At 65.9% G+C, this 25,375-nt stretch carries 25 protein-coding genes; 12 read left to right on the forward strand and 13 right to left on the reverse strand.

Annotation, left to right across the window (positions count from 1 at the left end):
- Positions 1-33 precede the first annotated feature (33 nt).
- Genes ASD45_RS20595 through ASD45_RS20605 form a run of 3 tightly spaced genes read right to left on the reverse strand, consistent with a single transcriptional unit; the run spans position 34 to position 1,633 of the window.
- On the reverse strand, positions 34-279 hold the full coding sequence (locus ASD45_RS20595; protein WP_056913503.1) for a hypothetical protein: 246 nt from the start codon (positions 277-279) through the stop codon (positions 34-36).
- 16 nt (positions 280-295) lie between these two features.
- Positions 296-952, reverse strand: coding sequence for a phosphoribosyltransferase family protein (locus ASD45_RS20600; protein ID WP_056913504.1), 657 nt, complete (start codon positions 950-952; stop codon positions 296-298).
- Positions 953-1,633: an alpha/beta family hydrolase gene (locus ASD45_RS20605; protein WP_200949746.1), complete on the reverse strand. Its 681-nt coding sequence runs from the start codon at positions 1,631-1,633 to the stop codon at positions 953-955.
- 120 nt (positions 1,634-1,753) lie between these two features.
- Here ASD45_RS20605 and ASD45_RS20610 point away from each other — a divergent pair, with 120 nt between their 5' ends.
- Entirely contained in the window at positions 1,754-2,809 is a 1,056-nt protein-coding gene (locus tag ASD45_RS20610) for a hypothetical protein (protein ID WP_056913651.1), read from the forward strand.
- On the opposite strand, the gene prs is transcribed toward ASD45_RS20610, so the two are convergent.
- Entirely contained in the window at positions 2,787-3,770 is a 984-nt protein-coding gene (prs, locus tag ASD45_RS20615) for a ribose-phosphate diphosphokinase (protein ID WP_056913505.1), read from the reverse strand. The genes ASD45_RS20610 and prs overlap by 23 nt on opposite strands.
- A 205-nt stretch (positions 3,771-3,975) precedes the next feature.
- Between prs and ASD45_RS20620 the strand changes: the two genes are divergently transcribed.
- Both ASD45_RS20620 and ASD45_RS20625 read left to right on the forward strand, forming a co-directional pair.
- Positions 3,976-6,657 (forward strand): bifunctional acetate--CoA ligase family protein/GNAT family N-acetyltransferase, encoded by a 2,682-nt coding sequence (locus ASD45_RS20620; protein WP_056913506.1) that lies wholly within the window; start codon positions 3,976-3,978, stop codon positions 6,655-6,657.
- A gap of 110 nt (positions 6,658-6,767) precedes the next feature.
- Positions 6,768-7,652 (forward strand): polysaccharide deacetylase family protein, encoded by an 885-nt coding sequence (locus tag ASD45_RS20625; RefSeq protein WP_056913507.1) that lies wholly within the window; start codon positions 6,768-6,770, stop codon positions 7,650-7,652.
- Between the two features lie 21 nt (positions 7,653-7,673).
- On the opposite strand, the gene ASD45_RS20630 is transcribed toward ASD45_RS20625, so the two are convergent.
- Genes ASD45_RS20630 through ASD45_RS20645 form a run of 4 tightly spaced genes read right to left on the reverse strand, consistent with a single transcriptional unit; the run spans position 7,674 to position 12,166 of the window.
- Entirely contained in the window at positions 7,674-8,981 is a 1,308-nt protein-coding gene (locus ASD45_RS20630; RefSeq protein ID WP_056913508.1) for a TRAP transporter large permease, read from the reverse strand.
- Positions 8,978-9,469, reverse strand: a complete 492-nt coding sequence (locus ASD45_RS20635) for a TRAP transporter small permease (protein ID WP_056913509.1) — start codon at positions 9,467-9,469, stop codon at positions 8,978-8,980. Before ASD45_RS20635 ends, ASD45_RS20630 begins: the two co-directional genes overlap by 4 nt.
- A gap of 1 nt (position 9,470) precedes the next feature.
- On the reverse strand, positions 9,471-10,499 hold the full coding sequence (locus ASD45_RS20640) for a TRAP transporter substrate-binding protein (protein ID WP_056913510.1): 1,029 nt from the start codon (positions 10,497-10,499) through the stop codon (positions 9,471-9,473).
- Between the two features lie 11 nt (positions 10,500-10,510).
- A complete protein-coding gene (locus ASD45_RS20645; RefSeq protein ID WP_056913511.1) occupies positions 10,511-12,166 on the reverse strand; it encodes an FAD-dependent oxidoreductase in 1,656 nt (551 codons plus the stop codon).
- A gap of 184 nt (positions 12,167-12,350) precedes the next feature.
- Here ASD45_RS20645 and ASD45_RS20650 point away from each other — a divergent pair, with 184 nt between their 5' ends.
- The 8 genes from ASD45_RS20650 (at position 12,351) to ASD45_RS20685 (ending at position 19,001) form a co-directional block, all read left to right on the forward strand.
- Positions 12,351-13,253, forward strand: coding sequence for a LysR substrate-binding domain-containing protein (locus tag ASD45_RS20650; RefSeq protein ID WP_056913512.1), 903 nt, complete (start codon positions 12,351-12,353; stop codon positions 13,251-13,253).
- Between the two features lie 107 nt (positions 13,254-13,360).
- The gene (locus ASD45_RS20655) at positions 13,361-14,053 is read left to right on the forward strand and encodes a 4-carboxy-4-hydroxy-2-oxoadipate aldolase/oxaloacetate decarboxylase (protein ID WP_056913513.1); all 693 of its coding nucleotides are present in this window, start codon (positions 13,361-13,363) and stop codon (positions 14,051-14,053) included.
- Positions 14,054-14,228: 175 nt separating this feature from the next.
- Positions 14,229-14,912, forward strand: coding sequence for a TetR/AcrR family transcriptional regulator (locus ASD45_RS20660; protein ID WP_056913514.1), 684 nt, complete (start codon positions 14,229-14,231; stop codon positions 14,910-14,912).
- Positions 14,909-16,084: a pyridoxal phosphate-dependent aminotransferase gene (locus ASD45_RS20665; protein WP_056913515.1), complete on the forward strand. Its 1,176-nt coding sequence runs from the start codon at positions 14,909-14,911 to the stop codon at positions 16,082-16,084. The genes ASD45_RS20660 and ASD45_RS20665 overlap by 4 nt, the downstream gene beginning before the upstream one ends.
- A gap of 14 nt (positions 16,085-16,098) precedes the next feature.
- Positions 16,099-16,902, forward strand: coding sequence for an ABC transporter substrate-binding protein (locus ASD45_RS20670; protein ID WP_162249474.1), 804 nt, complete (start codon positions 16,099-16,101; stop codon positions 16,900-16,902).
- 27 nt (positions 16,903-16,929) lie between these two features.
- Positions 16,930-17,607: an amino acid ABC transporter permease gene (locus ASD45_RS20675; RefSeq protein WP_056913517.1), complete on the forward strand. Its 678-nt coding sequence runs from the start codon at positions 16,930-16,932 to the stop codon at positions 17,605-17,607.
- Positions 17,600-18,250, forward strand: a complete 651-nt coding sequence (locus ASD45_RS20680) for an amino acid ABC transporter permease (RefSeq protein WP_056913518.1) — start codon at positions 17,600-17,602, stop codon at positions 18,248-18,250. Before ASD45_RS20675 ends, ASD45_RS20680 begins: the two co-directional genes overlap by 8 nt.
- A gap of 22 nt (positions 18,251-18,272) precedes the next feature.
- Positions 18,273-19,001: an amino acid ABC transporter ATP-binding protein gene (locus ASD45_RS20685; protein ID WP_200949768.1), complete on the forward strand. Its 729-nt coding sequence runs from the start codon at positions 18,273-18,275 to the stop codon at positions 18,999-19,001.
- A gap of 11 nt (positions 19,002-19,012) precedes the next feature.
- On the opposite strand, the gene ASD45_RS20690 is transcribed toward ASD45_RS20685, so the two are convergent.
- From ASD45_RS20690 to ASD45_RS20710, 5 genes are all read right to left on the reverse strand, one after another.
- Positions 19,013-19,735, reverse strand: a complete 723-nt coding sequence (locus ASD45_RS20690; RefSeq protein ID WP_056913652.1) for a class II aldolase/adducin family protein — start codon at positions 19,733-19,735, stop codon at positions 19,013-19,015.
- Between the two features lie 102 nt (positions 19,736-19,837).
- A complete protein-coding gene (locus tag ASD45_RS20695; RefSeq protein WP_056913520.1) occupies positions 19,838-20,635 on the reverse strand; it encodes a heme ABC transporter ATP-binding protein in 798 nt (265 codons plus the stop codon).
- Complete coding sequence (locus ASD45_RS20700; protein ID WP_056913653.1) at positions 20,632-21,663, reverse strand: iron chelate uptake ABC transporter family permease subunit; 1,032 nt, start codon at positions 21,661-21,663, stop codon at positions 20,632-20,634. The genes ASD45_RS20695 and ASD45_RS20700 overlap by 4 nt, the downstream gene beginning before the upstream one ends.
- A gap of 59 nt (positions 21,664-21,722) precedes the next feature.
- Complete coding sequence (locus ASD45_RS20705; protein WP_056913521.1) at positions 21,723-22,601, reverse strand: hemin ABC transporter substrate-binding protein; 879 nt, start codon at positions 22,599-22,601, stop codon at positions 21,723-21,725.
- A gap of 52 nt (positions 22,602-22,653) precedes the next feature.
- Entirely contained in the window at positions 22,654-22,848 is a 195-nt protein-coding gene (locus ASD45_RS20710) for a hemin uptake protein HemP (RefSeq protein WP_056913654.1), read from the reverse strand.
- Positions 22,849-23,135: 287 nt separating this feature from the next.
- Here ASD45_RS20710 and ASD45_RS20715 point away from each other — a divergent pair, with 287 nt between their 5' ends.
- Positions 23,136-25,337: a TonB-dependent hemoglobin/transferrin/lactoferrin family receptor gene (locus ASD45_RS20715; RefSeq protein WP_056913522.1), complete on the forward strand. Its 2,202-nt coding sequence runs from the start codon at positions 23,136-23,138 to the stop codon at positions 25,335-25,337.
- The last annotated feature ends 38 nt before the right edge of the window (positions 25,338-25,375 follow it).

Below are 25,375 nucleotides of genomic sequence, written 5' to 3' on the forward strand. Positions count from 1 at the left end.
AGGTCAATGGCCGCAACTTGCAGTCCCGATGGACTACCCTTCATCCTCGTCGCTCGCCGCAAGGATGCTGACGATCTCGGCCGCGGTGCCTTTAACCGGCGGTTCGGCGCCGAACACGTCGGCATCGCCAGCAAGCCAGACCGAGGCCTGTTCCACCTCGGCCAAGGTTGGATGCAGCGCCAGGATCGCGATCATCTGGTCGATATCGAGCGGTCCGAGAATGCTGGTGACATCATCGCGGCTGGCGGCGACGGCGCCGCCGGAATCTGTTTTGGTCATGGTATCTACCCTCCATTTACTGTGGGCGTGTAGGCGCGGCGGTGCGATCGAGCAGCGCGATCACTTCGTCATCGCTGACCTGACTGAAATCGGCGTAATAGGCGCCAATCGCACCGAAGAATGTGTGGCTCTCCAGGCAGACGATGTCGTCGCATTCGCCGCGCAGTTTCTCCAGCGTATCGTCCGGGGCGACCGGCACGGCGAGCACGATCTTGCCCGCCTTGCTTTCCCGTATCGCCTGCAGCGCCGCGCGCGTCGTCGCCCCGGTGGCAATACCGTCATCGACGACGATGACGGTCCTGCCCTTTACATCCGGATGCGGCCGGCCGGCGAGGTAGCGCTGGCGCCGGCGTTCGATCTCGGCGATCTCACGGCGGCGGACTTCCTCGAATTCCTTGTCCCGGACGCCGCATGATGCAATCACGTCGTCGTTGCGGATGGTGATCGGCGCTGGCCCGTCGACGACAGCGCCCATCGCGAGTTCTGTCTGGAACGGCACACCGATCTTGCGCACAAGGATGAGATCGAGAGGTGCTTTGAGCGCCGCCGCCACTTCCGCCGCCACCGGCACGCCGCCGCGTGGCAATGCCATCACGATCGGCTTGTCGTCCTTATAACGGCCGAGCGCCTTGGCGAGCCGGCGTCCCGCTTCGATCCGATCCTTGAACGGCATTCAGGCCCTCGTACGTTTGTCGTGTGAGTGCGGCGCGAGCCAATCGGCGAACCATCGCGCCGACAGCGCGATGACCGTCTCCATGGCGCCGCTCTCGGGAAACAGGTGGCTTGCGCCGGGCACGATCTTGAGCGACTTCCGGGCTTTCAGTTGCACGTAAGCTTGCTCATTCAAGGTGATCACCACGTCGTCATTGCCGCCGACGATCAACAGCGTCGGGGCGGCAACGAGCGAAAGCGAAGCGCCTGCCAGATCCGGCCGTCCGCCGCGCGAGACGACGGCGCCGATGCGAGACCCGAGTTGCGCTGCGGCCATCAGGGCCGCGGCCGCGCCGGTGCTGGCGCCAAACAGTCCAACCGGCAGTGCCGCGAGTTCGCCCTGATCGCCGGCCCAACGAACGACATCGATCAGGCGTCCCGTCAGCAGCGCGATGTCGAAGATATTGGCGCGATCGTCTTCTTCGTCACGGGTGAGAAGGTCGAACAGCAGCGTGGCAATGCCCCGGCCGTTCAGGGCCTCCGCAACCATGCGATTGCGGACGCTGAAGCGGCTGGAGCCGCTGCCATGGGCGAAAATGACGAGCGCCCAGGCATCCCGCGGCACGCGCAAATCCCCGCGTAACTGCAAAGGCCCGATCGTCATTTCGCGCTCGGTCGTCGACTTGTCCGGTTGTGCCGACATCGCCGTTTTCCGCGCTGATCCGCACCGCCACTATGGCGCGACTTGCCGGCTTCCGAGTTGAGCGAAATCAATCGCGTGCCCGCCAAAGACGCTAAAGAATCAGGCACTTGGGAGAAGCTCGTGCAACCGATCGCGGCCTCACAGGGCGTGCCGACGCTGGCTGACAAGGTGGCGTTTCTCAGCCAGCCGCAGGCTTACGACGCCCGACCGGACAGCGTGATGCCGCGCGAGACCCACATGTCCTGGGTCTTCCTTGCGGGCGACCGCGTTTACAAACTGAAGAAGCCGGTCCGCTTTTCCTATCTCGATTTCTCGACCCTGCCGCGCCGCGAAGCAGCCTGCCGTGCCGAGCTTCGTCTTAACCGGCGGCTGGCGCCGGATGTCTATCTCGGCGTTGTGCCGCTTATCGCGCGTGACGGGCTGTTCTCGATCGGCGGCGACGGGCCTGCGGTCGAATGGCTGGTGGTGATGCGGCGACTCGACGATCGCTTCATGCTCGATCGCATGATCGATGAGCGGCGATTGAGCCGCGTGCATCTTGACCGCCTCGCCGACACGCTGGCGCGCTTTTATCGTGGCGCCGATCCGGTGTTTCTGTCACCGGCGGTGCATCTCAACGACTGGCGCAAGAGCTTCAACGACAACAAGCGTGTCCTGCTCGATCCGCGATTTTGTCTGCCGCCCGGCGTGGTGCACGACATCGATCGTGTGCAGCGGCATTTCCTGCGCGCCCGCGGCGTGGCCATCGCCGCGCGCATCCGTCATCGCCGGGTCATCGACGGCCACGGCGACATGCGTCCCGAACACATTTTTCTCGGCGATCGCGTCAGCATCATCGATTGCCTGGAATTCAACGACCGGCTGCGCATCAACGATCCGGTCGACGAAGTCGCGTACCTGTCGCTGGAGTGCGAGCGGCTCGGCGCGCCGCACGCCGGCGACTACCTGTGGCGCCGCATGAAGGTGCTGCTGCGCGATGGCCCGGTGGACGAGCTGTTCACCTTCTATCGCTGCCACCGCGCCACGTTGCGGGCGCGGCTCGCCATTGCCCACCTCTACGAAGAACATCCGCGCACGCCTGAGAAATGGCCGCGGCAGTGCCGCCAGTATCTCAGCCTCGCGGCGCGGGACGCGCGGCGACTGGAGCGGATGCTCAGACGGCCATCAGGTCGCTAAGGCCGCGGTTGTCGTGCAGGCGGCGGATGCTCGCGGCGATGAGCGCCGCCGCCGGCAGAACGACGAGCTTATTTGTCGGGGCGTTCGTGACGCGGAAGGGCGGCACGCTGTCGCTGATCACAAGCTGGTCGATGGCGGGATCGGCCAGCACTTCGGCCGACCCGGCCATGAACAGGCCATGCGTCACCAGGGCGATGACCCGCGTCGCGCCGGCGGCGCGGGCGGCGCGCGCGGTGCGGAGCAAGGTGCCGCCGGTGCTGATCAGATCATCGACAATCAGGGCCGTGGCGCTGGCGACGTCGCCGGCGAACAGGTCGCCGGACACCACGCCGGCGCTGCGATGCTTCTCGGCCAGCCCTTTGCGCACCGGCCGGCCCAGCGCGGCTTCCAGCGCCTCCCGCAGCTGTTCCGCGCGCTTCATGCCGCCGGCGTCCGGCGAGACCACGGCGAGCGGGGCGTCGGCCAGATTGGCTTTGACGTAATCGACGAACAGCGGCGTGCCGGTGAGCACCACTGTCGGGCAGCGGAAGGCGTTCTCGAACGCCGCCGGATTGTGGACTTCGAGCGTGACGATACGGTCGGTGCCGACGCTCTCGAACAGCGCCGCGACATAGCGCGTCGTCACCGGGTCGTTCGGCTTGGTGCGGCGATCCTTGCGCGCGTAACACAGATACGGCGTCACCGCGGTGACGCGCGCCGCGCCGGCATCCTTCAGCGCGCCGATGAAGAACAACAGGCGGCACAATTTGTCGTTGGCGCTCTGCTGAGGCCCGCCATGCGTGCTCTGCACGACATAGACGTCGTTTCCGCCGACCTCGTCGAGCGGCCGCGCCTTGTGCTCACCGTCCTCGAATTCGCGCTCCTCATGCGCCGCCAGCGGCTCGCCGAGCGCCGTCGCCACCGCCTCGCCGAAGGCCTTGGAGGCGTTGAGGGCAAAGAGCTGCAATCGTGCATCGGTCATGATGTGGCCGCCGGCACCGCTGCCGGGCCTTGCGCGTTTGCGGGGTGCAAGCTTCGCCGTTCGGGCGCCATGTCATTCGGCCTTCGCTGTCTGGCGGATATTTTGGCCGCGGCGAAAGCCATGCATTGACGTGAATCAAGCGGTCGCGCCGCCGGTGCCGCTATCGGAGAGGGCGCCCACGCCGGAGCTGCCACGGTGAACCGAAATGACGATCCGCAATCTCGACAAATTGTTCCGGCCGGCCTCGGTCGCCATTATCGGCGCCACCGAGCGGCCGCACACGGTCGGCGCCGCGCTGATGCACAATGTACTGCAGGCGGGCTTCAAGGGGCCGATCTATCCGGTCAATCCCAAGGCCGGCACGCTTCACGGCCTGCCGGTGTTTGCCGATATCACCAGTCTGCCGACGGCGCCGGATCTCGCCGTCATCGCCACGCCGCCTGACAGCGTTCCCTCGCTGATCGCCGAGCTGGGCGCGCGCGGCACCCGCGGCGCGGTGGTGCTGACCGCCGGCTTCGGCGAAGGCGAAGTGTCGAAGGGCAAGGATCGCGCCGCGCGGTTACTCACCGAGGCGCGGCCTTATCTGTTGCGTGTCGTTGGGCCGAACTGTCTCGGCATTGCCGTGCCGGGCATCGGCCTCAACGCCACCTTTGCGCCGGCCGCGGCACTGCCTGGCAACATCGCGTTCCTGACGCAATCCGGCGCCATGGCGACCACGGTGATGGATTGGGCATTGCCCCGTGGCATCGGCTTTTCCGCGATCGTATCGATGGGTGACATGAGCGATGTCGATTTCGGCGATCTGCTCGATTACTTCGCGCTCGACGAGACGACGCAGGCGATCCTCATCTATGCCGAGGGCGTGACGCAGGCGCGCAAGTTCATGTCGGCCGCGCGCAAGGCGGCGCGTATCAAGCCGGTGATCGTGGTCAAGGGCGGCCGCGCCGCCGAAGGGGCCAAGGCCGCGTCGTCGCACACCGGCGCGCTGGCCGGCGCCGACAATATCTACGAGGCCGCCTTCCGCCGCGCCGGCATGCTGCGCGTCGATGAAGTCGAGGAACTGTTCGACGCCGCGACCACGCTGGCGCGCATGTCGTCGCAACGCGGCAAGCGGCTGGCGATCCTGACCAATGGCGGTGGTGCCGGCGTGCTGGCAACCGACCGCCTGATCAAGGAGGGCGGCACGCTCGCGGCGATTTCGCCGGCGACGATGAGCGCGCTCGACAAGGTGCTGCCGCCGACCTGGAGCCACGGCAACCCGGTCGACATCATCGGCGATGCCGACGCCGCGCGCTATCGCAACGCCATCGACATCCTGATCAAGGACGACAGCAATGACGGCCTGCTGATCGCCTATTGTCCGACGGCGATCGCCTCTTCCGTAGACGCCGCCAAAGGCGTGGTCGATGCGCTGGCGCCGCTCGGCGCCCACAAGAACGTCTTCGTCTGCTGGATGGGCGAGGCGACGGTGCGCGAGAGCCGCGCCGAATTGATCGCGGCCAGGCTGCCTTATTACGAAACGCCGGAGCGCGCGGTGCGCGCCTTCATGCATCTGGTGCGCTACCACGAAAGCCAGTCACTGCTGCTGGAGACGCCGGCGGCGCTGGCGCCCAGCGCGCCGGAGCGCATGGCGCGGGCTCGCGACATCGTCGCCGCTACTCTGGCCGACGGCCGCGAATGGCTCGATCCCGCCGAGGTCGCGGCGTTTCTGTCCTGTTACGACATTCCGTTCGTCCGCACGCAGGCGGTAGCCGATGCCGCGGCGGCGGCGGCCTTCGCCGCCGAAGTCGAGCGGCCGATCGCGCTCAAGATTCGCTCGCGCGACATCATTCACAAGTCCGATGTCGGCGGCGTCGGGCTCAATCTGGTCGGCCGCGACGAAGTGCTCGGTGCCGCGAAGCGTATGATCGAGCGCGTGACCGCGGCGATGCCGAAGGCCCGGCTCGAAGGCTTCATTGTGCAGGAGATGATCGAGCGGCCGAATGCCATCGAACTGATCGCCGGCGTTACCACCGATCCGACGTTCGGCCCGGTGATCCTGTTCGGCCATGGCGGCACTGCGGCCGAGATCATCAACGACCAGTCGCTCGAACTTCCCCCGCTCAACACCGCGCTCGCCCGCGCCCTGATCGGCCGCACCCGGATCGCCAAGCTGATGAAAGGGTACAGGGACCGGCTGCCCTCCGATATCGATGGCGTCGTCGATGTGCTGGTGCAGCTCGGCCGCATCGTCGCCGATCATCCGCAGGTGACCGAACTCGATATCAATCCGCTGCTGTGCGATGCGGCGGGCGTGATCTCGGTCGATGGCCGGGTCCGCGTTCGCGCGGTCGCGGCAAGTGCCGACCGCATCGCCGATCGGCTGGCGATCCGGCCTTACCCCGACCGCTTCGAATCCGATCTCGCGGTCAACGGAAATGATACGTTTCGGGTGCGGCCGATCCGGCCGGAGGACGAGCCGGCGCTGACCCGCTTTGCCCGGGAGGTGGACGATCGCGATCTCTGGCATCCGTCCTTCGCCTCGTTGCGCGAGCGCACTCATGAGACCACCGCGCGGCTCAGCCAGATCGACTACGACCGCGAGATGACCTTGGTGGCGTGGCAGGGCGACCGCGTCGCCGGGCTGGCGCGCGCCATCGCCGATCCGGATTTCGACCGCGCCGAATGCGCCGTCATCATCCGCGCCGATCTGCGCGAGCTCGGTCTGGCGACGAAGCTGCTCGGCAAGCTGACCGAGGTGATCGCCGCGCAGGGCGTGCGGACCGCGGTGCTGATCTATCCGGCGACGCTGCGGCAACTCGAGGCGATCAGCGCGGAGCTGGGCTTCGTTGCCTCGCCGGCGCCGGACGACGGGACGCGGATGGCGGCGGTCAAGAAACTCGTCTGACGCATGTCGCGGATGCATATCGCGGATGACGCCGGGCGCGGCGATTGTCCTTGCATTTGAGGACCATTGCGGTGTTATCGCCGCCGTCATCAATTCAGGCGCAGGCAGCAATGACCGATAAAACGGATGCGATTTCACGCGGCGCGACGGCGCGGCGCCTTGGCCCCGATTTCCGCTGGCCCGGCGGTCGCCGCGTCGCGGTGGTGTTCAACGTCGCCTTTGAAGGCTGGTCCGATGGCAAGCCGCCCGGCATCGGCCCGATGGGCAATCCGCTGCCCGCCGGTGCCTTCGACACCAATTCTCTGTCCTGGGGCAGCTACGGCGTCGAGCGCGGCGTCGAGAACCTGCTCGACGTCCTCAAGCGCACAAAGACCAAGGCGAGTGTCATGACCAGCGGCGTGTTCGCCGAGCGCGCGCCGCATCACGTCAAGCGCATCGCCGACGAAGGCCACGAGATCGTGCCGCATTGCTGGGCGCAGGATATCATCCCGGCGGCGCTGACGCCCGAGCAGGTCCGCGCCGATATCGAGAAAACGACGCAGGCGCTCGCGCAGGTTTCCGGCGTCAAGCCGCGCGGCTGGATCAGCCCGCGCGGCACGCCGCACGCCGACAGCGCCCGTTTCCTCGCTGACGCGGGATACACCTGGCAGGGCGACGTGTTCGACGACGACAAGCCTTATGTGCAGAGGTTCGCCGACGGCAAGTCGCTCACCGCGATCCCGCTGACCATGGAGATCAACGATCTGCCGCACGCCATGCGCTTTGGCCGCTCGCCGCGTCAGTTCATCGAATTGTTCGACGACTACGTCGGCGCCGTGACGCGCGGCGGCCACCACACCATCATGGTCGATGTCACCGCCCATACGCATGTCTATGGCCGCGTCAGCGGCGCGTGGGCTTACGAAGCGATCGCCGAAAAGGCTGCCAAGCTCGGCAATGTCTGGGTGGCGACGCGCGCCGAGATCGACGACCACGTCCGCAAGTCCGTCGGCTGAATTGAGGTTTAGCCGGCGCGGCTAATGGAGCTGCGCCGGCAACCACAGCACGATCTGCGGAAACGCGACCATCAGCACGATCAGGAGCAGCGGCGCGATCAGGAACGGCGCCGAGCCCTTGTAGATGTCGAGGATGTCGATGTCCTTGGTCACCGCGTTGATGGCGAACAGGTTCATGCCCATCGGTGGATGGATGAGGCCGACCTCGATCAGGATGACCAGCAGCACGCCGAACCAGATCGGATCGAAGCCGAAGGACAGAACCAGCGGCAGCGTGATCGGCACCGTGATCAACAGCATGCCGATGCCTTCGAGGAAGGCACCCATCACGATGTAGAGCACGCAAACCGCGGTGATGACGCCGATGGCGCCGAGCCCGGCGCTCTTGACCGCGCCGATCAACTGGTTGGACACACCGGTCTGCACGACAAAATATGAGAACACCGCCGAGGCGATGACGATGAAGATCAGGCTCGACACCAGCCGGATCGTCTCGGAGAAGCAGCCGACGGTATCGCTAAGGGTGTGCCGGCGCAGCGCGAGACCGAGCGCGATGGCGCCGACCGCGCCGATGGCGGCGGCCTCCGTCGGCGTGAACCAGCCGAGATAAATGCCGCCGAGCGTCACCGCGAACAGCGCGATGACGTGCCAGATACGGGCGAAGGAGCGCAATAAGGTGTCGTCCTCGCGGCCCGATGTCTTCGGCTCAGGCCGGTCGCCGGCGAGCCAGCGATAATAGATCAGCGCCGTGACGATGTAGAGCACTGTCAGGATGATGCCGGGCAGCAGCGCCGCCATGAACAGCTTGGCGACCGACTGCTGCGCGATGATGGCGTAGATCATCAGGATCAGCGACGGCGGAATGAGAATGCCGAGCGTGCCGCCGGCGGCGACAGCGCCTGCCGCGAGTTGCGGCGGATATTTGGCGCGCAGCATTTCCGGGATCGACACCTTGCTCATGGTCAGTGCGGTCGCGACCGACGAGCCGCAAACCGCGCCGAACATTGCCGAAGCGAAGATCGAAGCGATCGCCAGCGAGCCGCGCATGCCGCGGAACAGGACGCGTCCTGCCTGGAACAGGTCGGATGACAGGCCGGCGCTCGCTGCGACCGCACCCATCAGCGTGAACAAAGGCACGACAGACAAGGTGTAGCCCGAGGCGAATTCGGCCGGCACGCCGCCGAGCATCAGGTTGGCGCGGGCAAAACCGTCGATTGCGGCATAGCCGAAGTATCCGGTCAGGCCGAGCGCCACAGCGACCGGAATGCGCAACAGGATCAGTGCGACCAGACCGGCAAGGCCGATGAAACCGATGGCGGTCGCGGTCATGCGCGGACCGCCGTTTGCGCCCGGACTGTGCGGATCAGGACGACGGCCGTCGTCGCCATCGCGGCGACAAGGCAGAACAGCACCAGCGCAAACAATGGGTAGAGTGGAAAGCCAGTGTCGGGTTTGATGTCGCCGAACTGCCAGGTGTCGGTCAGCGGCCGCGTGACGTTGATCGCCAGCAGGCCCATGAAGCCGATGGTGGCGATCAGCCCCAACGCCTTCAACGCCTCGAGCAGCCGCGGCGGCACCAGCGTGTCGATGATATCGACGCGGATCTGTTCGTCGCGGAGGCAGACCTCCGGCAGGCCGAGAAAGGCGCTGCACAGCATCATCATCTCGACAATGTCGACCGCACCCGACAGCGGGGCGCGGAATAGCGCGCGGGCGGCGATATCATAGTCCGTCGTGACCATCATCACCGCCAGCGCGACCGCGCCGAGCGCAGTGCAGGCTCTCGCCAGCCGTTCCAGCCCGCGCTCGACCGTCATGTCAGACCTTTGCGACCATGCCGCGGGCCTTGGCCAGCAGCGCGCCGGCCTTCAGGCCCTTGGCTTCGAGCGCCGCGACCTGTTCGTTGGTCGGTACGTCGGCGAGCTTCTTGAACGGCTCGGCGGCCGCGCCGTCGATCGTGATGATCTCGACACCGGCCTTCTCGAACGCCTTGCGGCCGTCGGCCTCGGCTGCGTCATAGAGGCCGCCAACGCGGCGGCCGCCTTCGGGCCCGGTGGTGTCGGCGATCAGCTTGTTGAGGTCCTTCGGCAGCTTCTTCATCACGTCCGCATTCGCGACCAGTGCGAAGAAGCCGGCCGAGTCGCCCATCACCGACACTTTCTTCGACGCTTCCTGCAACTGGAAGGCCTTGCCGCCTTCGAAGTTGAAGATGGCGCCGTCGACCACGCCCTTGGCGATGGCGTCGGAAACTTCTGCCGGCGCGATGGTGGTCGGTGCCGCGCCCCAGGCGCGCAGATGCGATGCCATCGTCGTCGAGGTCGGACGGATCTTCAGGCCTTTGACGTCGTCGGGTGTCTTGACGAGCTTGTCGCGCATGAAGAAGCCCATCGACGACGTCACGACGGCATAGAGCATCTCGGTGCCGGCATATTCGGCGGCGAGGTCTTCGCGCAGGTTGGTGCCGATGGCCGAGGCCTCGGCCGACGTGATCGACTTGCCGCCGTTGGTGAACAGGAAGGGCGCGCCGAGGACTTCGGTGAGCGGGAAGCGGCCCGGCACCAACGCGGTGAAGAAGAACGAGAAGTCCGAGACGCCGGTGCGGGCGAGGTCGAACTGCCGCGGCGGCGGGCCCATCTGACCGGCGGGGAACACCTCGATGTCGAGTTCGCCGTTGCTCTTCTGGCGCATCTCGTCGGCCCAGCGCTTGAGCTCGGTGTTGATCTGATGCTGCGGCGGCAGATAGTGCGACAGCTTGAGCTTCACTGGCGCGGCGCGCAGGACGGCCGGCATGGCGATGACGGCAGCACCGGCGGCGGCGGTGCCGAGCAATTGGCGGCGTGAGATCATGATATCCTCCCTTAGGCGTTGTGTCGGCGCTCCAGCGGAGACGCTCGTTGTTCGTTCTTGGTCGTGACGCCGCGCGCCATGGTTAGCACAACGGCGAAATCATCGAGTGAATCGCCGCGCCAGGCAATATGCTGGTCGGGACGAATGAGCGCGAAGCGGGCACCGTAGAGCGCGCGCAACCGCGGCTCATCCGGATTTGCGACGGCGAACGGAATGCCTTGCCGCTTCGCTTCGGCCGTCGCCGCCGCGAGTTCCTGCGGCATCGCCTCTGCGGTGGCCAGCAAGGTGAAGCCGTGGCCGAACAGGTCATAGACCGACTTGTCGTCGGCGAGCCAGGCATGCGGCGCGCGTTCGCCGGGATAGCCGCTCGGCCGCAACTGGACGACGTCGGGCTGCGGCGGCGCCTTGTCCTCTCGCGCGACGATCGGCGAGCCGGCATAGCTGTAGCCGAGCACGAGGCCGAGCGAGCGGAATTCCGGCGTCTTGGAGCGTTCGACGGCGCGGCCGGCCTGCTGCCGCGCCGCTTCGCCGCGTTCGCTGTCCTCCAGAAGCTCGGGCGCGGAAAACTGCCCGCTGAGCGAAGCGAGGTTCTCGGTCGCGGAATCGAGCACGCGCTGGTGCACCGGCTTGCGTTCGATCTCATAAGTATCGAGCAGCCCCGGCCCGCCCCAGCCTTGCAGCGTCGCGGCGAGCTTCCAGCCGAGATCGACGGCGTCGCCGATGCCGAAATTCATGCCGTGGCCGCCGAACGGCGAATGCAGGTGGCAGGCATCGCCGGCGAGATAAACGCGGCCCTCGCCGTAACGGTCGGCGAGCAGCCGGTGCGCGGTCCACAGGTCCTTGGCCAGCACGGTGTAGTCGTAGCGGTCGCCGAGCACGTGGCGAATTTCGTTGTGCACCTGGGCGTCGTCGCCCGGGCCCCCGGCCTTCGGGCTTGGATTGAAGAACCAGGTGTCGTCGCGATCCATTGGTCCGACGATGCAGGGCGCGGCGGGATCGACCAGCCAGTGCATCAGTGCCGGCTCCAGCCGCGGATCGGCGTTCAGCCCCGGCACTTTCAGGATCAGGGTGACGAAGGACGCGATCGAGGATTGGCCCTGCATGGCGATGCCGAGCTGGGCGCGCACCGGCGAGCGGCCGCCATCGGCACCGACCAGATAGCGGGCGCGGATCGTCACGGTCTTGCCGCCGTCGAGATCGGAGATGTTGGTGGTGACGCCGTCAGCGTCCTGGGTGAAATCGATGAAGCGGTGCTTGAGCTTCACCGTCGCCTGGCGGCTGACATGATCGAGCAGCACCTTCTCGATGACGTATTGCGGGATCCACTCGGCGTTTTCCGAGAACCGGTCGTCGCGCTGGCGCGCCGCACAGAACGAATTGTCGAACAGCCAGATGTCGCCGCCGAACAGCGAGGTGGCGAAGCGCACGCGGCGTGGCACTTCAGGCGGGATCGGCGACAGATTGCGCAGGTGCTTCGACAGGCCCCAGCGCCGCATATGCTCCATGGTGCGGACATTGGTGGTCTTGGCGCGCGGCTGCACGCCGACGCGCTCGTTCTGTTCGACCACGATGACCGAGACGCCGCGCATGGTGAGCTCGGTTGCCAGCGAGAGCCCGGCTGGCCCCGCGCCGACGACCAGCACGTCGGTGTCGAAATTCGCCGCCATCAAACGCCTCCGCCCGGGCGGGGAGGCCACGGCAACCCCGGGGGCCGAGCAGGCCGCCTCTCCAGGGTCTTCACGTTCCGTCCCGCAGGTATGTTGTCTCGTTGGCACAAGCGATACCGCTGGACAGGGATCACGGATAGATGTTCGATATGCTCGAGTGATACCTGTCTGTTATCGGTGGTCCGTGAAGCTCAACCAACTCCGCGACATCGTCGCCGTCGCCGAACGCGGCAGCCTGCGGGCCGCGGCGCGGCATCTGGCCGTGGCGCAGCCGGCGCTGACCCGCAGCGTCCGCGATCTCGAGCGCGAACTCGGCGCGCCTTTGTTCGAGCGCCGCGCCCGCGGCATGAGCCTGACCGCGATGGGCGTCGCCTTCGTGCGCCGCGCCAACGCGGTGCTCAGCGAAGTGCGCCGCGCCCGCGAGGAAGTCGAACAGCTGCACGGCGGCACGCGCGGCGAGGTCGTCGCCGGTTTGTCGATGGTGGCGCTGATTGCGCTGCTGCCAAAGGCCCTGTCGCTGTTTCGCGCGCGCTATCCCAACGTGCAGCTCCATCTGATCGAAGGCTGGTATCCGACGCTGGAAAACGCGCTGAAGGACGGCAGCATGGACTTCTACGTCGGTCCCGAGCCGGTGCAGGCGCCGCCATCGGACCTCGTGCAGGAATTGCTGTTCGAGAACGTGCGCATCGTGCTGGCGCGCAAGGGCCACCCGCTCAATCACGCCCGCTCGCTGCGCCAGTTGATCGATGCCGAATGGGCGACCACGTCGGTCACGTTCAAGGCGGAAGAAGAATTCAGCGAGTTGTTCAGCCGTTTCGATCTGCCGGCACCGAAGCTGGCGCTGCGCAGCCAGTCGGCATTGACCTTGATGACGTCGCTCGCGGCCTCGGATTTGCTGGCGATGGTGCCGATCCAGTGGATCCAGTCGCCCTGGGTCGGCGATCAGCTCGCCCGCATTCCGATCCGCGAGACCTTGCGGGCGCCGTCGATCGTCACGATCCGCCGCGCCGGTCTGCCGTTGACGCCGGCGGCGGAGTACCTGCTCGATCTGATGCGGCGCAACGTGCCGCGGCCCGGCCGCCGGTAGGCCCAATCATTGGCAAGACGCGCCGACATCTGTATCTGAGGGCGCCGCAAGCACGGTGAACCGGACCGGCCTGTCGCCGGGTCGGAAGAATAAGGATGAAGTAAGCCATGAAAAACGTTGTCGTCCGCAACATCAAACGCGCCGATGCCGACGCCATCGCCACCTTCGAGAAGCTCGGCACCTCGACCGTGCACGAAGCGCTCGGGCGCTACCAGTTGATGAAGCCCTATATGCGTCCGGTCTGGGCCGGCGCGTCGATCGCCGGTCCCGCCGTCACGATCCTGGCACAGCCGGGCGACAACTGGATGCTGCATGTCGCCATCGAGCAGTGCCAGCCCGGCGACATCGTCGTGCTCGGCTGCACCGCCGACAATACCGACGGCATGATCGGCGACCTGATCGCCACCTCGCTGAAGGCGCGCGGCGTGAAGGGAGTCATTCTCGACGCCGGCTGCCGTGACGTCGTGGCGCTCAAGGAAATGGGCTTCCCGATCTGGTCGCGCGCGATTTCGTCGAAGGGCACGGTGAAGGCGACGTTGGGTTCGGTCAACATCCCGGTGGTCTGTGCCGGTGTTTACGTCGAGCCGGGCGACGCGGTGGTCGCCGACGACGACGGCGTCGTCGTCGTGCCGAAGAAGTATGTCGCCGAGACCGCAGCGAAGGCGCAGAAGCGCTTCGACGACGAGGACGCCAAGCGGCAGAAGCTGGCCTCCGGCGTGCTCGGCCTCGACATGTACAACATGCGTGAGCCGCTGAAGAAGGCGGGCCTCGTCTACGTCGACAATCCGGAAGACGTCTGACACCGCTGCCGAAGCCGTCTTCGGCGCGAAAGTTTTCGCGACTCCTGAGCCCCGCCGGAAACGGCGGGGCTTATCTTTTGGGCATGCATTTCTGCTGGGCACGTCCTGCGCGCCATGCGCTTGACCCTTGAGAAAGAAGGCGTTCTAGTGCCAATCACTTGATTGAAGCAGGTGATTGAATTTGGCGAAGGGCGCGCAAAGCACGGCCGACCTGATCCTCGATGTTGCCGAAGCCCAGTTCGCGGAACACGGGTACAAGGCAGTGTCGCTGCGCTCCATTCTGCGCGAGTGCGGCGCCAACGCCGCCGCCGCGCACTATCACTTCGGCAGCAAGGAGCAGATTCTCGCGGCGATCTTCGAACGCCGCTGTGCCGGCATGAACAGCGCGCGCCTCGACCTGCTGGATGCCGCCGAAAAGTCTGCAGCGCCCGACCTGATCGAGCGCATTCTCGACGCGTTCCTACGCCCCGCGCTGGTCTGGAAGGACGACGACAAGGGGACACGCCGCTTCATGCGACTGCGCGCCGTCGTCGCCTATGAGCAGGAAGCGTTGGCGCGCGATCTCATCGCCCGATACTTCAACGACACCAGCCAGCGCTTCATCGAGGCGTTGCACAGGCGCCTGCCGCATCTCGGCCTGCCGGAGCTCTATTTGCGCTTCCAGTTTCTGCTCGGCGCTCATTACTACACCGTGCTCAATCCGCACCGCATCCAGGACCTGTCGAAAGGCCTGTGCGATCCGGCCGACACCGAAGTCACGCTGCGCACCATGATCGCGCTGTTCGCCGCCGGTCTGCGCGCGCCGAATGTTCTTCCGTTGCCCTCTGGCGCGGTCCCATCCATGGAGACGACCCTTTGAATTCGCCGCTTTCCGGTCTGCCGAAACTTGCCGAGCGCGTCAGTTCGCTGAAGCCATCGGCAACCGTCGAAATGTCCGAGCGCATTCGCCAGGGCCGTGCCGCTGGCCGTAAGATCATCGGCCTGTCGAGCGGCGATCCCAATCTCGCCACCGATCCGCGTATCGTTGAAGCGGCGGAACGCGCCATTCGCGGCGGCGAGACGCATTATTCGACGCCTGCCGGCCTGCCGGCTTTGCGCGAGGCGATCGCCGCTTACGAGAAGCGCCGCTCGGGTGCGACCTATGACGCTGCCGATATTCTGGTCACGCCCGGCGGCAAATTCGCGCTGCTGACGGCGCTGATGGGCGTTGTCGGCCCGGGTGATGAAGTGCTGGTGCCGGAACCGGGCTGGGTCAGCTACGGTCCCTGCGTTCGCTTGTGCGGCGGCAAGCCGGTGGCGCTGGCCATGCTCGACCGCATCGATGTACAGGCGGTCGAAGCCGCAATCACGAAGCAGACACGCGCCATCATCCTCAATTCGCCGGTCAACCCGACTGGGCGCATCCTGCCGGAGGACGAAATCGCCGCCGTGGTGAAGATCGCGGAGAAGCACAATCTCTGGATCATCTTCGATCAGGTCTATGCCGATCTCACCTATGACCGTCCGGTGGCCTTCGCGCAGGCCAGCGAGGCCGGCCGGGCGCGTACGCTGGTCGTCGACAGCACCTCGAAAACCTTCGGCATGACCGGCTGGCGCCTTGGCTATCTCGCAGTGCCGTCGGGCTTCGCCAAGCAGATCGTCAAGTTCCTGCAGCACTCGATCTATTGCGTGCCGCCCTTCATCCAGGTCGCCGGCATCGAGGCGCTGCGCCTGTATGACGAGATCGTGCCGCGCTACCGCTCGATGTTCAGGAAGCGTCTCGCGCGTAGCGTCGAGGCGTTGTCGAAGATCGACGGCATCGAATGCCACATGTCTGACGCAACCTTCTATCTGTTCCCGAAGGTCGCGGGTGACGACGCCGCGATCGCCAAGCGCTGGCTCGACACCCTCGATGTCGCGACGTTGCCTGGCTCGTCGTTCGGCGGACCGGGGGCAGGGCACCTGCGGCTGTCGCTGACGGTGTCCGACGAAGAACTCGAAACAGCTTTAACCCGCATCGCCAAGGCCGGAATCGGCGTGCCAACCGTGTAACGGAGATGAAGACGATGATTCGTTTCAACAGCATTCTTGCGGCAATTGCGGCCGTCGCTATCGCGGGAGCCGGAGTCCATCCGGCGTCGGCGCAGGCGCCGGACACGATCGCGCAGATCAAGCAGCGCGGCAAACTGCTCGCCGGCGTCAAGTTCGACACGCCGCCGTTCGGCTTCCTCAACGAAAAGAACGAGCCGGTCGGCTTCGACCTCGACATCGTCAAGAAGGTCGCCGAGCGCATCGGCGTGCCGGTCGAGTTCGTCAAGGTGACGTCGCCGACCCGCATTCCGCTGCTCGTCAGTGGCAACGTCGATCTGTCCGCGGCCTCGATGACGCACACCCAGGAGCGCGACAAGACCATCGACTTCTCGATCACCTACTACACCGGTGCGCAGTCGCTGATCGTGCCGAAGGCGAGCACCATCAAGAGCCTCAAGGATCTCGCCGGCAAGCAGGTCTCGGTGCAGCAGGGTACGACGCTGGAGAAGAATATCGCCGCGGCCGCGCCAGGCGCCAAGATCGTCGCCTTCAAGGACTACAACAGCGCCTGGCTGGCGCTGGTGCAGGGCCGCGTCGATGCGCTCACCGGCAGCCTCAACATCCTCCAGGGCTTTGCCAAGGACAACAAGGACTACGTGATCCTGCCCGACCGCTTCAGCGTCGAGCCGTTCGGCATCGGCGTACGCCAGGGTGACTCGTCGCTGCGCGACGCCGTCAACTTCGCGCTGCAGGACATGTGGAAGTCCGGCGAATATGCCGAGCTGTACAAGAAATGGTTCGGCGCCGAGCCGGACGTGCCGCTCGAAGTCTGGCCGTAACCCGCGGCGTATGACGAGCGACGGACCATGAACTACCGTTTCGATTGGACGCCGATCTGGGAGCAGCGCGACCTCATCCTCAGCGGTCTTTGGATGACGATCGCGGTCTCGCTGGTCTCGCTCGCCATCTCGATCGTCATCGGTTTCGTCGTCGGAACGGGCGGTGCCTCGGGCTCGCGATCCGCGCGCCTGGGCGCCGCCCTGTTCGTCGATACCATGCGCAACATCCCGCTGCTCATTCACATGTACATCTGGTACATGGCGCTGGCCTTCCTCAAGCTGCCGGCCTTTGCCTGCGCCGTGCTGGGCCTGAGCCTCTATTCCGGCGCCTACGTCGCCGAAGTCGTACGCTCGGGCATCGGTGCCGTGCGCCGCGGCCAGATGCAGGCGGCGCTGGCGACCGGTCTGACCCGGATCCAGGCATTTCGCTTCATCATTTATCCGCAGGCGCTGCGCATCATCGCGCCGTCGCTGGCAAGCCTGTTCTCCCAGCTCATCAAGGACTCGTCGCTCGCCTCGGTCATCGCGGTCGCCGAATTGACCTATGAGGCGGGCGCCATCGAAGGTCAGACCTTCCGCACCTTCGAGGTCTACATCACGATCTCTGTGCTCTACCTCATCCTCGTGACCGTCGCGAGCCAGCTCGTGATGCTGGTGCCCGGGGCTCGCAACGATGCGTCTTCGGCGAGGTTCGCCGATGCTTGACGTCATTACGCGCAATCTGCCGTTCCTGCTGGCCGGCCTGTGGACCACGATCCACCTGTCGATCTGGACGATCGTCGGCGGCACGCTGCTCGGCGCCGTGCTCGGCATCCTGCGTTATGTCCGGTTCCCGGTGCTCGGCACGGCCTCGATGCTGTTCATCGAGTTCATTCGCGGCACGCCGCTTCTGGTGGTTCTGCTCATCACCTATTTCGCGCTGCCGGCTTTGCTCGGCTACAAGACCACGGCCTACAATGCCGCGCTGCTCGGCTTCATCCTGTTCACCGGCGCCTACATCGCCGAAGACTTCCGCGCCGGCCTGCGCTCGGTGAGGCCGGGCCTGATTCAGGCCGGCCTCGCCACCGGATTGACGCGCTGGCAGGTGTTGCGATTCGTCATCGCGCCGCAGGCCACCCGCATCGTCATTCCATCGCTGTTCAACCAGTATGTCCGCCTGCTGAAATTTACCTCGGTCGCATCCATTATCGGCGTGACCGAGCTGACCGGCGCGGCCTTGCTGATCAACGCGCGCGATTTCCACCCGGTCACCCTGCTGGGTGCGGTCGCGGTGACCTATCTTGTCGTCTGCTATGCTTTGTCCATGGTCGGCCGCGTGCTGTACGCGCGCTTCGCCGTGAGAACGTGAGTCCCGAATGAGCGAAGCTCCGATCGTCGAAATCCGCGACCTTCATAAAAGCTACGGGGCGACGCCCGTGCTGCGCGGCTGCACCATGAACGTCAACCGCGGCGAGGTGGTCGTGGTCTGCGGGCCGTCCGGCTCCGGCAAGAGCACGCTCATCAAATGCGTGAACGGCCTCGAGCGCTATCAGTCGGGCAGCATCAAGGTTGAGGGCATCGAGGTCGGCGCGAAGGATACCGACCTGCCGAAGCTGCGCTCGCGCATCGGCATGGTGTTTCAGCATTTCGAGCTCTATCCGCATATGTCGGTTCTCAAGAACCTCGAACTGGCCCAGGTTCATGTCCTCAAGCGCTCGCGCGCCGAGGCGGCCGAGCGCGGACGCCAGCTTCTCAAGCGCGTCGGGCTTGAGGCAAAAGCCGACGCCATGCCAGTCGATTTGTCGGGCGGCCAGCAGCAGCGCGTCGCCATCGCCCGGGCGCTGGCGCTCGATCCGCAGGCTATCCTGTTCGACGAGCCGACTTCGGCGCTCGATCCGGAAATGATCCACGAAGTGCTTCAGGTCATGACCGAGCTGGCGACCGAGGGCATGACGATGATGGTCGTGACCCACGAAATGGGGTTTGCCCGCCGCGTCGCCAACCGCGTCGTGTTCATGGACGCCGGTGAGATCGTCGAGAATGCCGGCAGCGAGGAGTTCTTCTCGCGGCCGCGCACGCCGCGGGCCACGGAATTCCTTTCAAAGATCCTGTCGCACTGAGCGGCGGCTCGCTACACCTCGCCCGCCGCCTCGGCCTTCCACAGCGCCCATGAGCGATCGACGACCTTGTCGTTGGTCGCCGTGGCCTTGGCGGCTTCCTCGTCCGACAGATAGGTCACGTCGCCGAGCCGCATGGCGTCCATCTGCATGGTGGCGTTCAGCGCCGCATAGATGGCGCGGAACACCGTGTGCTTGATCGAGGCGCCGGCCATGGTCGCGCCGTGGCCGCGCATCAGCACGACGGCGTGGCCGCCCAGCGACTTGGCCAGTTCGCGGCCCATGTCGGGCGACGAGATCAGCATGTCGGTCATGCCGAATGCTTCGCGCGCCTCGAACCGGCCGACGCCGTGACCGAGAAAGCCGCTCATGTGATAGAGCGGCTTGAGCGGCACCTGGCAGACGCAGAACGTCACCAGCGACGGCGCATGGCAATGGATCACCGACATCACGTCGGGGCGCGCCTTGTAGATCTCGCCGTGAATGTAGCGCTCGATATAGCCGCGGCGCTCCTTGAGCGTCAGCGCGTTGCTGTCGAGATCGTAAATCGCGATGTCGTCCTTGGTGACCAGCGCCGGCGCGCGCTCGGCGGCCAGCAGATACATCGACGGGTTCTTGTCGTGCCGCACGCTGATATGGCCGAGGCCATCGACGATGCCCTTGGCATAGAGCACGCGGTTGGCGGCGACGAGGTCGTTGAGCAGGCTGGCGTCGGGCTCGGGCGGGCGGTCGGTCATGAGCGTTTCCATGCGGCCGGCCGTTTTGTGGATGTTGGGGAGGCGCGGCGTTCGCCGGCATTCAACGGCACATCGCGCGCCGGCGCAACGGCTATCGGCCGGTCAGCGGCCATGCCTTTCCGCGCGGTGCGGCAGCACGAACGGCATCGCCTGTTCCGGCACGCGGCCCACCGCCGACGCAACGCCGAACACGCGCGCCAGCGTCTCGTCGTTGATCGTTTCCACGGGCGGGCCGTCGGCGGCGACGCAGCCGCGGCTGAGCACGATGACGCGTTCCGCCAGCAGCGCCGCGAGGTTGAGATCGTGGACGATGGCAATCGTCGTCGTGCCGCGGGCCGCGCATTGCCTGGCCACCGTCACCAGATCGAGCTGGTGCCGCAGGTCGAGGCTCGCCGTCGGTTCGTCGAGCAGCAGGATGCCGGGGCCGCTGGCTTCCTCGCCGCAGGCGAGTTGCAGCATGACGCGGGCGAAGTGCACGCGCTGCTGTTCGCCGCCCGACAGGGTATTGATGATGCGCTCCTGAAAGCCATCGAGATCGACGGCGGCGAGCGCCGCTTCCGCCATGGTGTCGATGGCCGCGCCGCGCCGTTCGCCGGCGCCCATGCGCACCACTTCGGCGACGGTGAAGGGAAACGTCACCGTGACATGCTGCGACAGCACCGCCCGGCGCAGCGCCAGTTCGCGCGGCGGCCAGGCCTGCGGCGCGCGGCCCTTCAAGTGAATGCTGCCGCCGCTCGGCGCGAGTTCGCCGGACAAAGCCCGCAGCAGCGTCGATTTGCCGGCGCCGTTCGGGCCGATGACGGCGATGGTCTCGCCTTGCGCGACCGAAAACGACACGTCGTCGAGCAGCCGCTTGCTGCCGACGCGCACCGTCAGCGCTCTGACGTCGATGGCGTTCATAGCCCGGCCAATCCGCGCTGACGCAGCAGCAGCACGAGGAAGAACGGCGCGCCGAACAGCGCGGTCAGCACGCCGATCGGCACTTCCGCCGGCGCGGCGATGGTGCGCGCCGCGGTGTCGGCCGCGAGCAGCAGCGCGGCGCCGAAGCAAGCCGACGCCGGCAGCAGGCGCCGGTGGCCGGGGCCGATGACGAGCCGCAACAGATGCGGCACGACGATGCCGACGAAGCCGACGACGCCGGCGAAGGCCACTGCCGCGCCGGTCATCGCCGCGATCAGCACGATGGCGATGCGTTTGAGCCGCTCGACGGCGATGCCCATGTGAAAGGCCTCGGTCTCGCCGAGCACGAGAAAGTCGAGGCCGCGGCCGATGAACGGAATCGCGGCGAACAGCGCGGCGAGGAACGGCGCGATCAGCGCCGCCTTCTCCCAGGTGGCGCCGCCGAGCGAGCCGAGCATCCAGAAGGTGATGTCGCGCAACTGCCGGTCATCGGCGACGAACACCAGGAGGCCGATGCCGGCATTGGCCAGCGCTGCGATGGCGAGGCCGGCGAGCAGGAAGATGGCAATTGAAGTGGCGCGCCCGCGGCTGGCCAGGCGCTGCAGGATCGCGGTGGTGATGAGGGAGCCGATGAAAGCCGCGAGCGGCAGAATGGCGAACGGCAGCGGCACGGCTTGTGCGGTCAGCCTGTCGCCGATGACGATGGCCGCGGCGGCCGCCAGCGCGCCGCCGCTGGAGACGCCGACCAGCGCCGGATCGGCCAGCGGATTGCGGAACAGGCCCTGCATGATGGCGCCGCTCGCCGCGAGCAGCGCGCCGATGATGATGGCGACGGCGATGCGCGGCAGCCGCACCGACAGCAGCACCAGCCGGTCGCGCTCGGCGATCGCGGCGTCGATCGGATGCGCCAGTCCGAGCGCAGCGGGAATGCGATTGAGCGGAATGCCGGCAGCGCCGACCGACATCGCCGCCAGCGCCGCGACGATGAGAAGCAGGACGAGCGTTGGAAACAGCAGCGGCCCGGCCATGAGCGCGCGCAGCCGCGCAACGGGCGACGTCGCCGGCAGACGCGCGGGCAGGGCGTCGCTCATTCCGGACATGCGGCGGTCTCACCCGTGCGTTCCGACGGCAGCGGCGCCGCCTTGAGGTCGGGATAGAGCGTCGTCGCCAGATCACGTGCCGCGCGCGCGGTGCGCGGGCCGAAGCCGAGCAGATAGAGGCCTTCCATGGCGACAAAGGATTTCTGCGCCGCCGCCGGCGTCGCCTCAAAGGCCGGCTGGGCGAACACGGTAGCGGCGTCGAGCACGCCGGGGCCGCCGCGCTGGATGCTGAGGATGACGTCGGGCTTTGCCGCGATCACCGCCTCGTCGGTCAGCTGCTTGTAGCCTTCGTAGTCGCCGATCACGTTGGTCGCGCCGGCGAGCCTGATAATGCCGTCAGCGGCGGTGTGCGTGCCCGCCGCCATGGCCCTGCCATTGACGAGCGAAAGCACGAACAGCACGCGCTTCTTCTTGTCGCCGATGCCGGCGCGGATCGTTTCGAGCGCATCGAGGTCGGCACGCACGCGCGCAGTCAGGCATTTCGCCGGCTCTGTGGCGCCGGTCACGCGGGCGATGACATTGATCTTCTCGACGATGCCGGCTTCGGAATAGGAGTCGGGCACGATGACCAGCGGCACCTTGGCCGCCTCGAGTACATTCATCGTCTCTTTCGGCCCGGCGCCTTCAATGGCGATGACAACGCTCGGGTTGAGGCCGAGCACGCCCTCGGCGGAGAGCTGGCGCATGTAGCCGACATTGGCCTTCTCCTTCATCGCCCGCGGCGGATAAAGGCTGGTCGAGTCGACGCCGACGATCTCCTTGTCGTGGCCGAGCGCGTACAGGATCTCGGTGACAGCGCCGCCGATCGATACGACGCGGCTGGTATCCGCCGCATGCGCCGGCACCGCGACCGCGAGCAGCGCCATCGCCGCCAGAAAACTGCGCTGTGTTGTGGAGAAGAGACAGGTCATCGCACTCTCACTTGGTCAGGATCAGCTTGTTCTGCGCGGTGAGACGCAGCCGATACGTCTCGTCGCCATGCGCGATGATGATTTCGCGAGCGCCGTGAAACAGCGCGCGGCTATCGATGCGGTTGTCATGAAGTGAAACGCTGCGCGCGCTGTCACTTTGACTTGCGCGGCCTGCCGCATTGCTTGGGCCGCCGCGGGCCATTTCATCATTCATCGCCATTGCTCTCGTAGTATTGAGTACATTATTCCATGTAGTTACTTCTAATTTTGAGGCATTATAAACTACGAATACATGGCTATCCGATAGTTTAGAGCTGTTATAACTTAGATATTCCTGCCTTGACCTAAGTAATACATGGTGGTTACAAAGGCAAATATTCGCTGCCGAAGTAAAGGCAGAAAGCCAGCCAGCCCCGGTGGATCGCGCCAGCGAACCGCCCGCCAGCCCGCCGCAAATCAGAAAACACCGGTACCGGGTTGGGGGTTGTCATGACTGTTCGTCGCCGGAGCGCGATTGCGCTCCTTGTTTCAGTTTCTTCGGCTGCAGTGCTGTCCGTCGCGGCAAAGGCGCAGGATACTTTGGTGCTCGATCCGATCACCGTGCTCGCCACCAAGACGCCGGAAAAAGCCATCGACGCGCTGGCGCCGGTGACGGTGATCGGCAAGGACAAGATCGACGTCGTCCAGCCGAAGCGCGTCTCGGACCTGTTCTATCTGGTACCGGGCGTGTGGACCCAGGATCGCGGCGACGATCCGGCGACCACGATCAACATCCGCGGCCTGCAGGACTTCGGCCGCGTCGCGACGATTATCGACGGCGCGCGGCAGAATTATCAACGCTCCGGCCACAACGCCAACGGCTCGTTCTTCCTCGACCCCGAACTGATCGGCAGCGTCGATGTGGTGCGCGGCCCGACCGCCAACATCTATGGCTCCGGCGCGATCGGCGGCGTCGCCTCGTTCCAGACCAAGGACATCAACGACGTGCTGCGTCCCGGCGAGAAGTGGGGCGCGGATGTCGGCGGCGCCATCGGCTCGAACAAGCTGCAGGGCTACACGTCGGCGTTCGGCGGCGTGCGCGCTACGCCGAACTTCGACATCTTCGGCGGCGCCGTCTATCGCTCGTCACAGAACTACAAGGACGGCCACGGCTTCGAAGTCGGCAACACCGGCTCCAACGTCTCGAGCGGCCTGCTGAAACTGACCGCGCGCCCGGCCGACGGCCACGAGATCAAGCTCGGCGGCATCTTCCAGGAAGATCTCTACAAGGTCGGCCAGATCAACCAGGGCCCGGTGGCGACGGCGGCGCAGCGTACGCTCAATCAGGGTTCGTCGGTCTACGACACCAACACGCAGAACTTTCAGGGCTCGCTGCGCTGGACCTACAGCAAGCCGGAAGACCGGCTGTTCGACTGGAACCTCGGCCTCTACGGCAACCGCACCACCACCGATCAGACCAAGCTCTATCACTACAGCACGTCGGGCGGCGCCTACTGCAACGGCGGCACCGGCAACAACATCTCAGGCTGCGTCGGCGATCCGCGCAGCTATCAGATCGACACCGTCGGCTTCGACTTCAACAACACCTCGCGCGTCGCCATCGGCAGTTGGGAAAATGCCTTCACCTACGGCGTCGACGGCTTCCAGGACGACGTGTCGTCCTCGGACTCGCGCGGCAATTCCAACGTCACCACGCCGGGCGGCAAGCGTACGGTGTCCGGCGGCTTCCTGCAGTGGAAGGCGAATTACTCGCGCTGGCTCGAGATCATCAGCGCGGCGCGCTACGACAATTACCGGCTGGAATCGGCGGCGACGACGACGTCCGGCGATCGCATCTCGCCGAAGATCACCATCGGCGTCACGCCGGTGCCCGGCATCCAGCCTTATGTCAGCTACGCCGAAGGCTACCGCGCACCGTCGGTGACCGAGACCCTGATCGCCGGCGCCCATGCGACCGGCGGCGGCCCGGCCTTCTTCACCTGTCCGGATGGCACCACAGGTCTGTTCTGCTTCCTGCCGAACCCGAACCTGCGTCCCGAGGTCGGCAAGAACAAGGAAGTCGGCGTCAACTTCAAGTTCGACAGCGTGTTCAACAAGGGCGACGCCTTCCGCGCCAAGATCAACGCCTTCCAGAACGATGTCGACGACTACATCGAACTGGTGGCGTCGGCGCCGGTCGCGACGGCGTTCGGTTCGTTCTCGCAGTACTACCAGTACCAGAACATCCCGAGCGCGCGCATTCGTGGTCTCGAAATGGAAGCGAGCTACGATGCCGGCGGCTGGTTCATGGGCCTGAATGGCACGTTGCAGAAGGGCGAGAACACCCAGACCGGCGTCGGCCTCGCCAGCATCCAGCCGGCGCGCCTGACCACCACCGGAGGCGTGCGCCTGCTCGACCGCAAGCTCACCTTGTCGGCGCAGTGGTCCTCGGTGGCCGCCAATAACGACATCCCGGCCGGCTACATCCCGTCGACGTCGTACAATCTCGTCAATCTCTATGCGACCTACCAGCCGACCAAGGACGTCACGGTCAATCTCGGCATCGACAACGTCTTCAACGAATACTACCGGCCTTATGCCGTTCCCGGCTCCTCGAGCGATGGCACGTCGCAGAACGACGTGCTGTGGACCAGCCCGGGCCCCGGCATCACCTACAAGGCCGCGCTCAAGGTTCACTTCGGCGGCGTGTGATCGCGATGTCGCTCCCGGATGAAATGACTGCAACACCA

This window comes from Pseudolabrys sp. Root1462 (genome assembly GCF_001426945.1).
Classification (GTDB): Bacteria; Pseudomonadota; Alphaproteobacteria; order Rhizobiales; family Xanthobacteraceae; genus Pseudolabrys.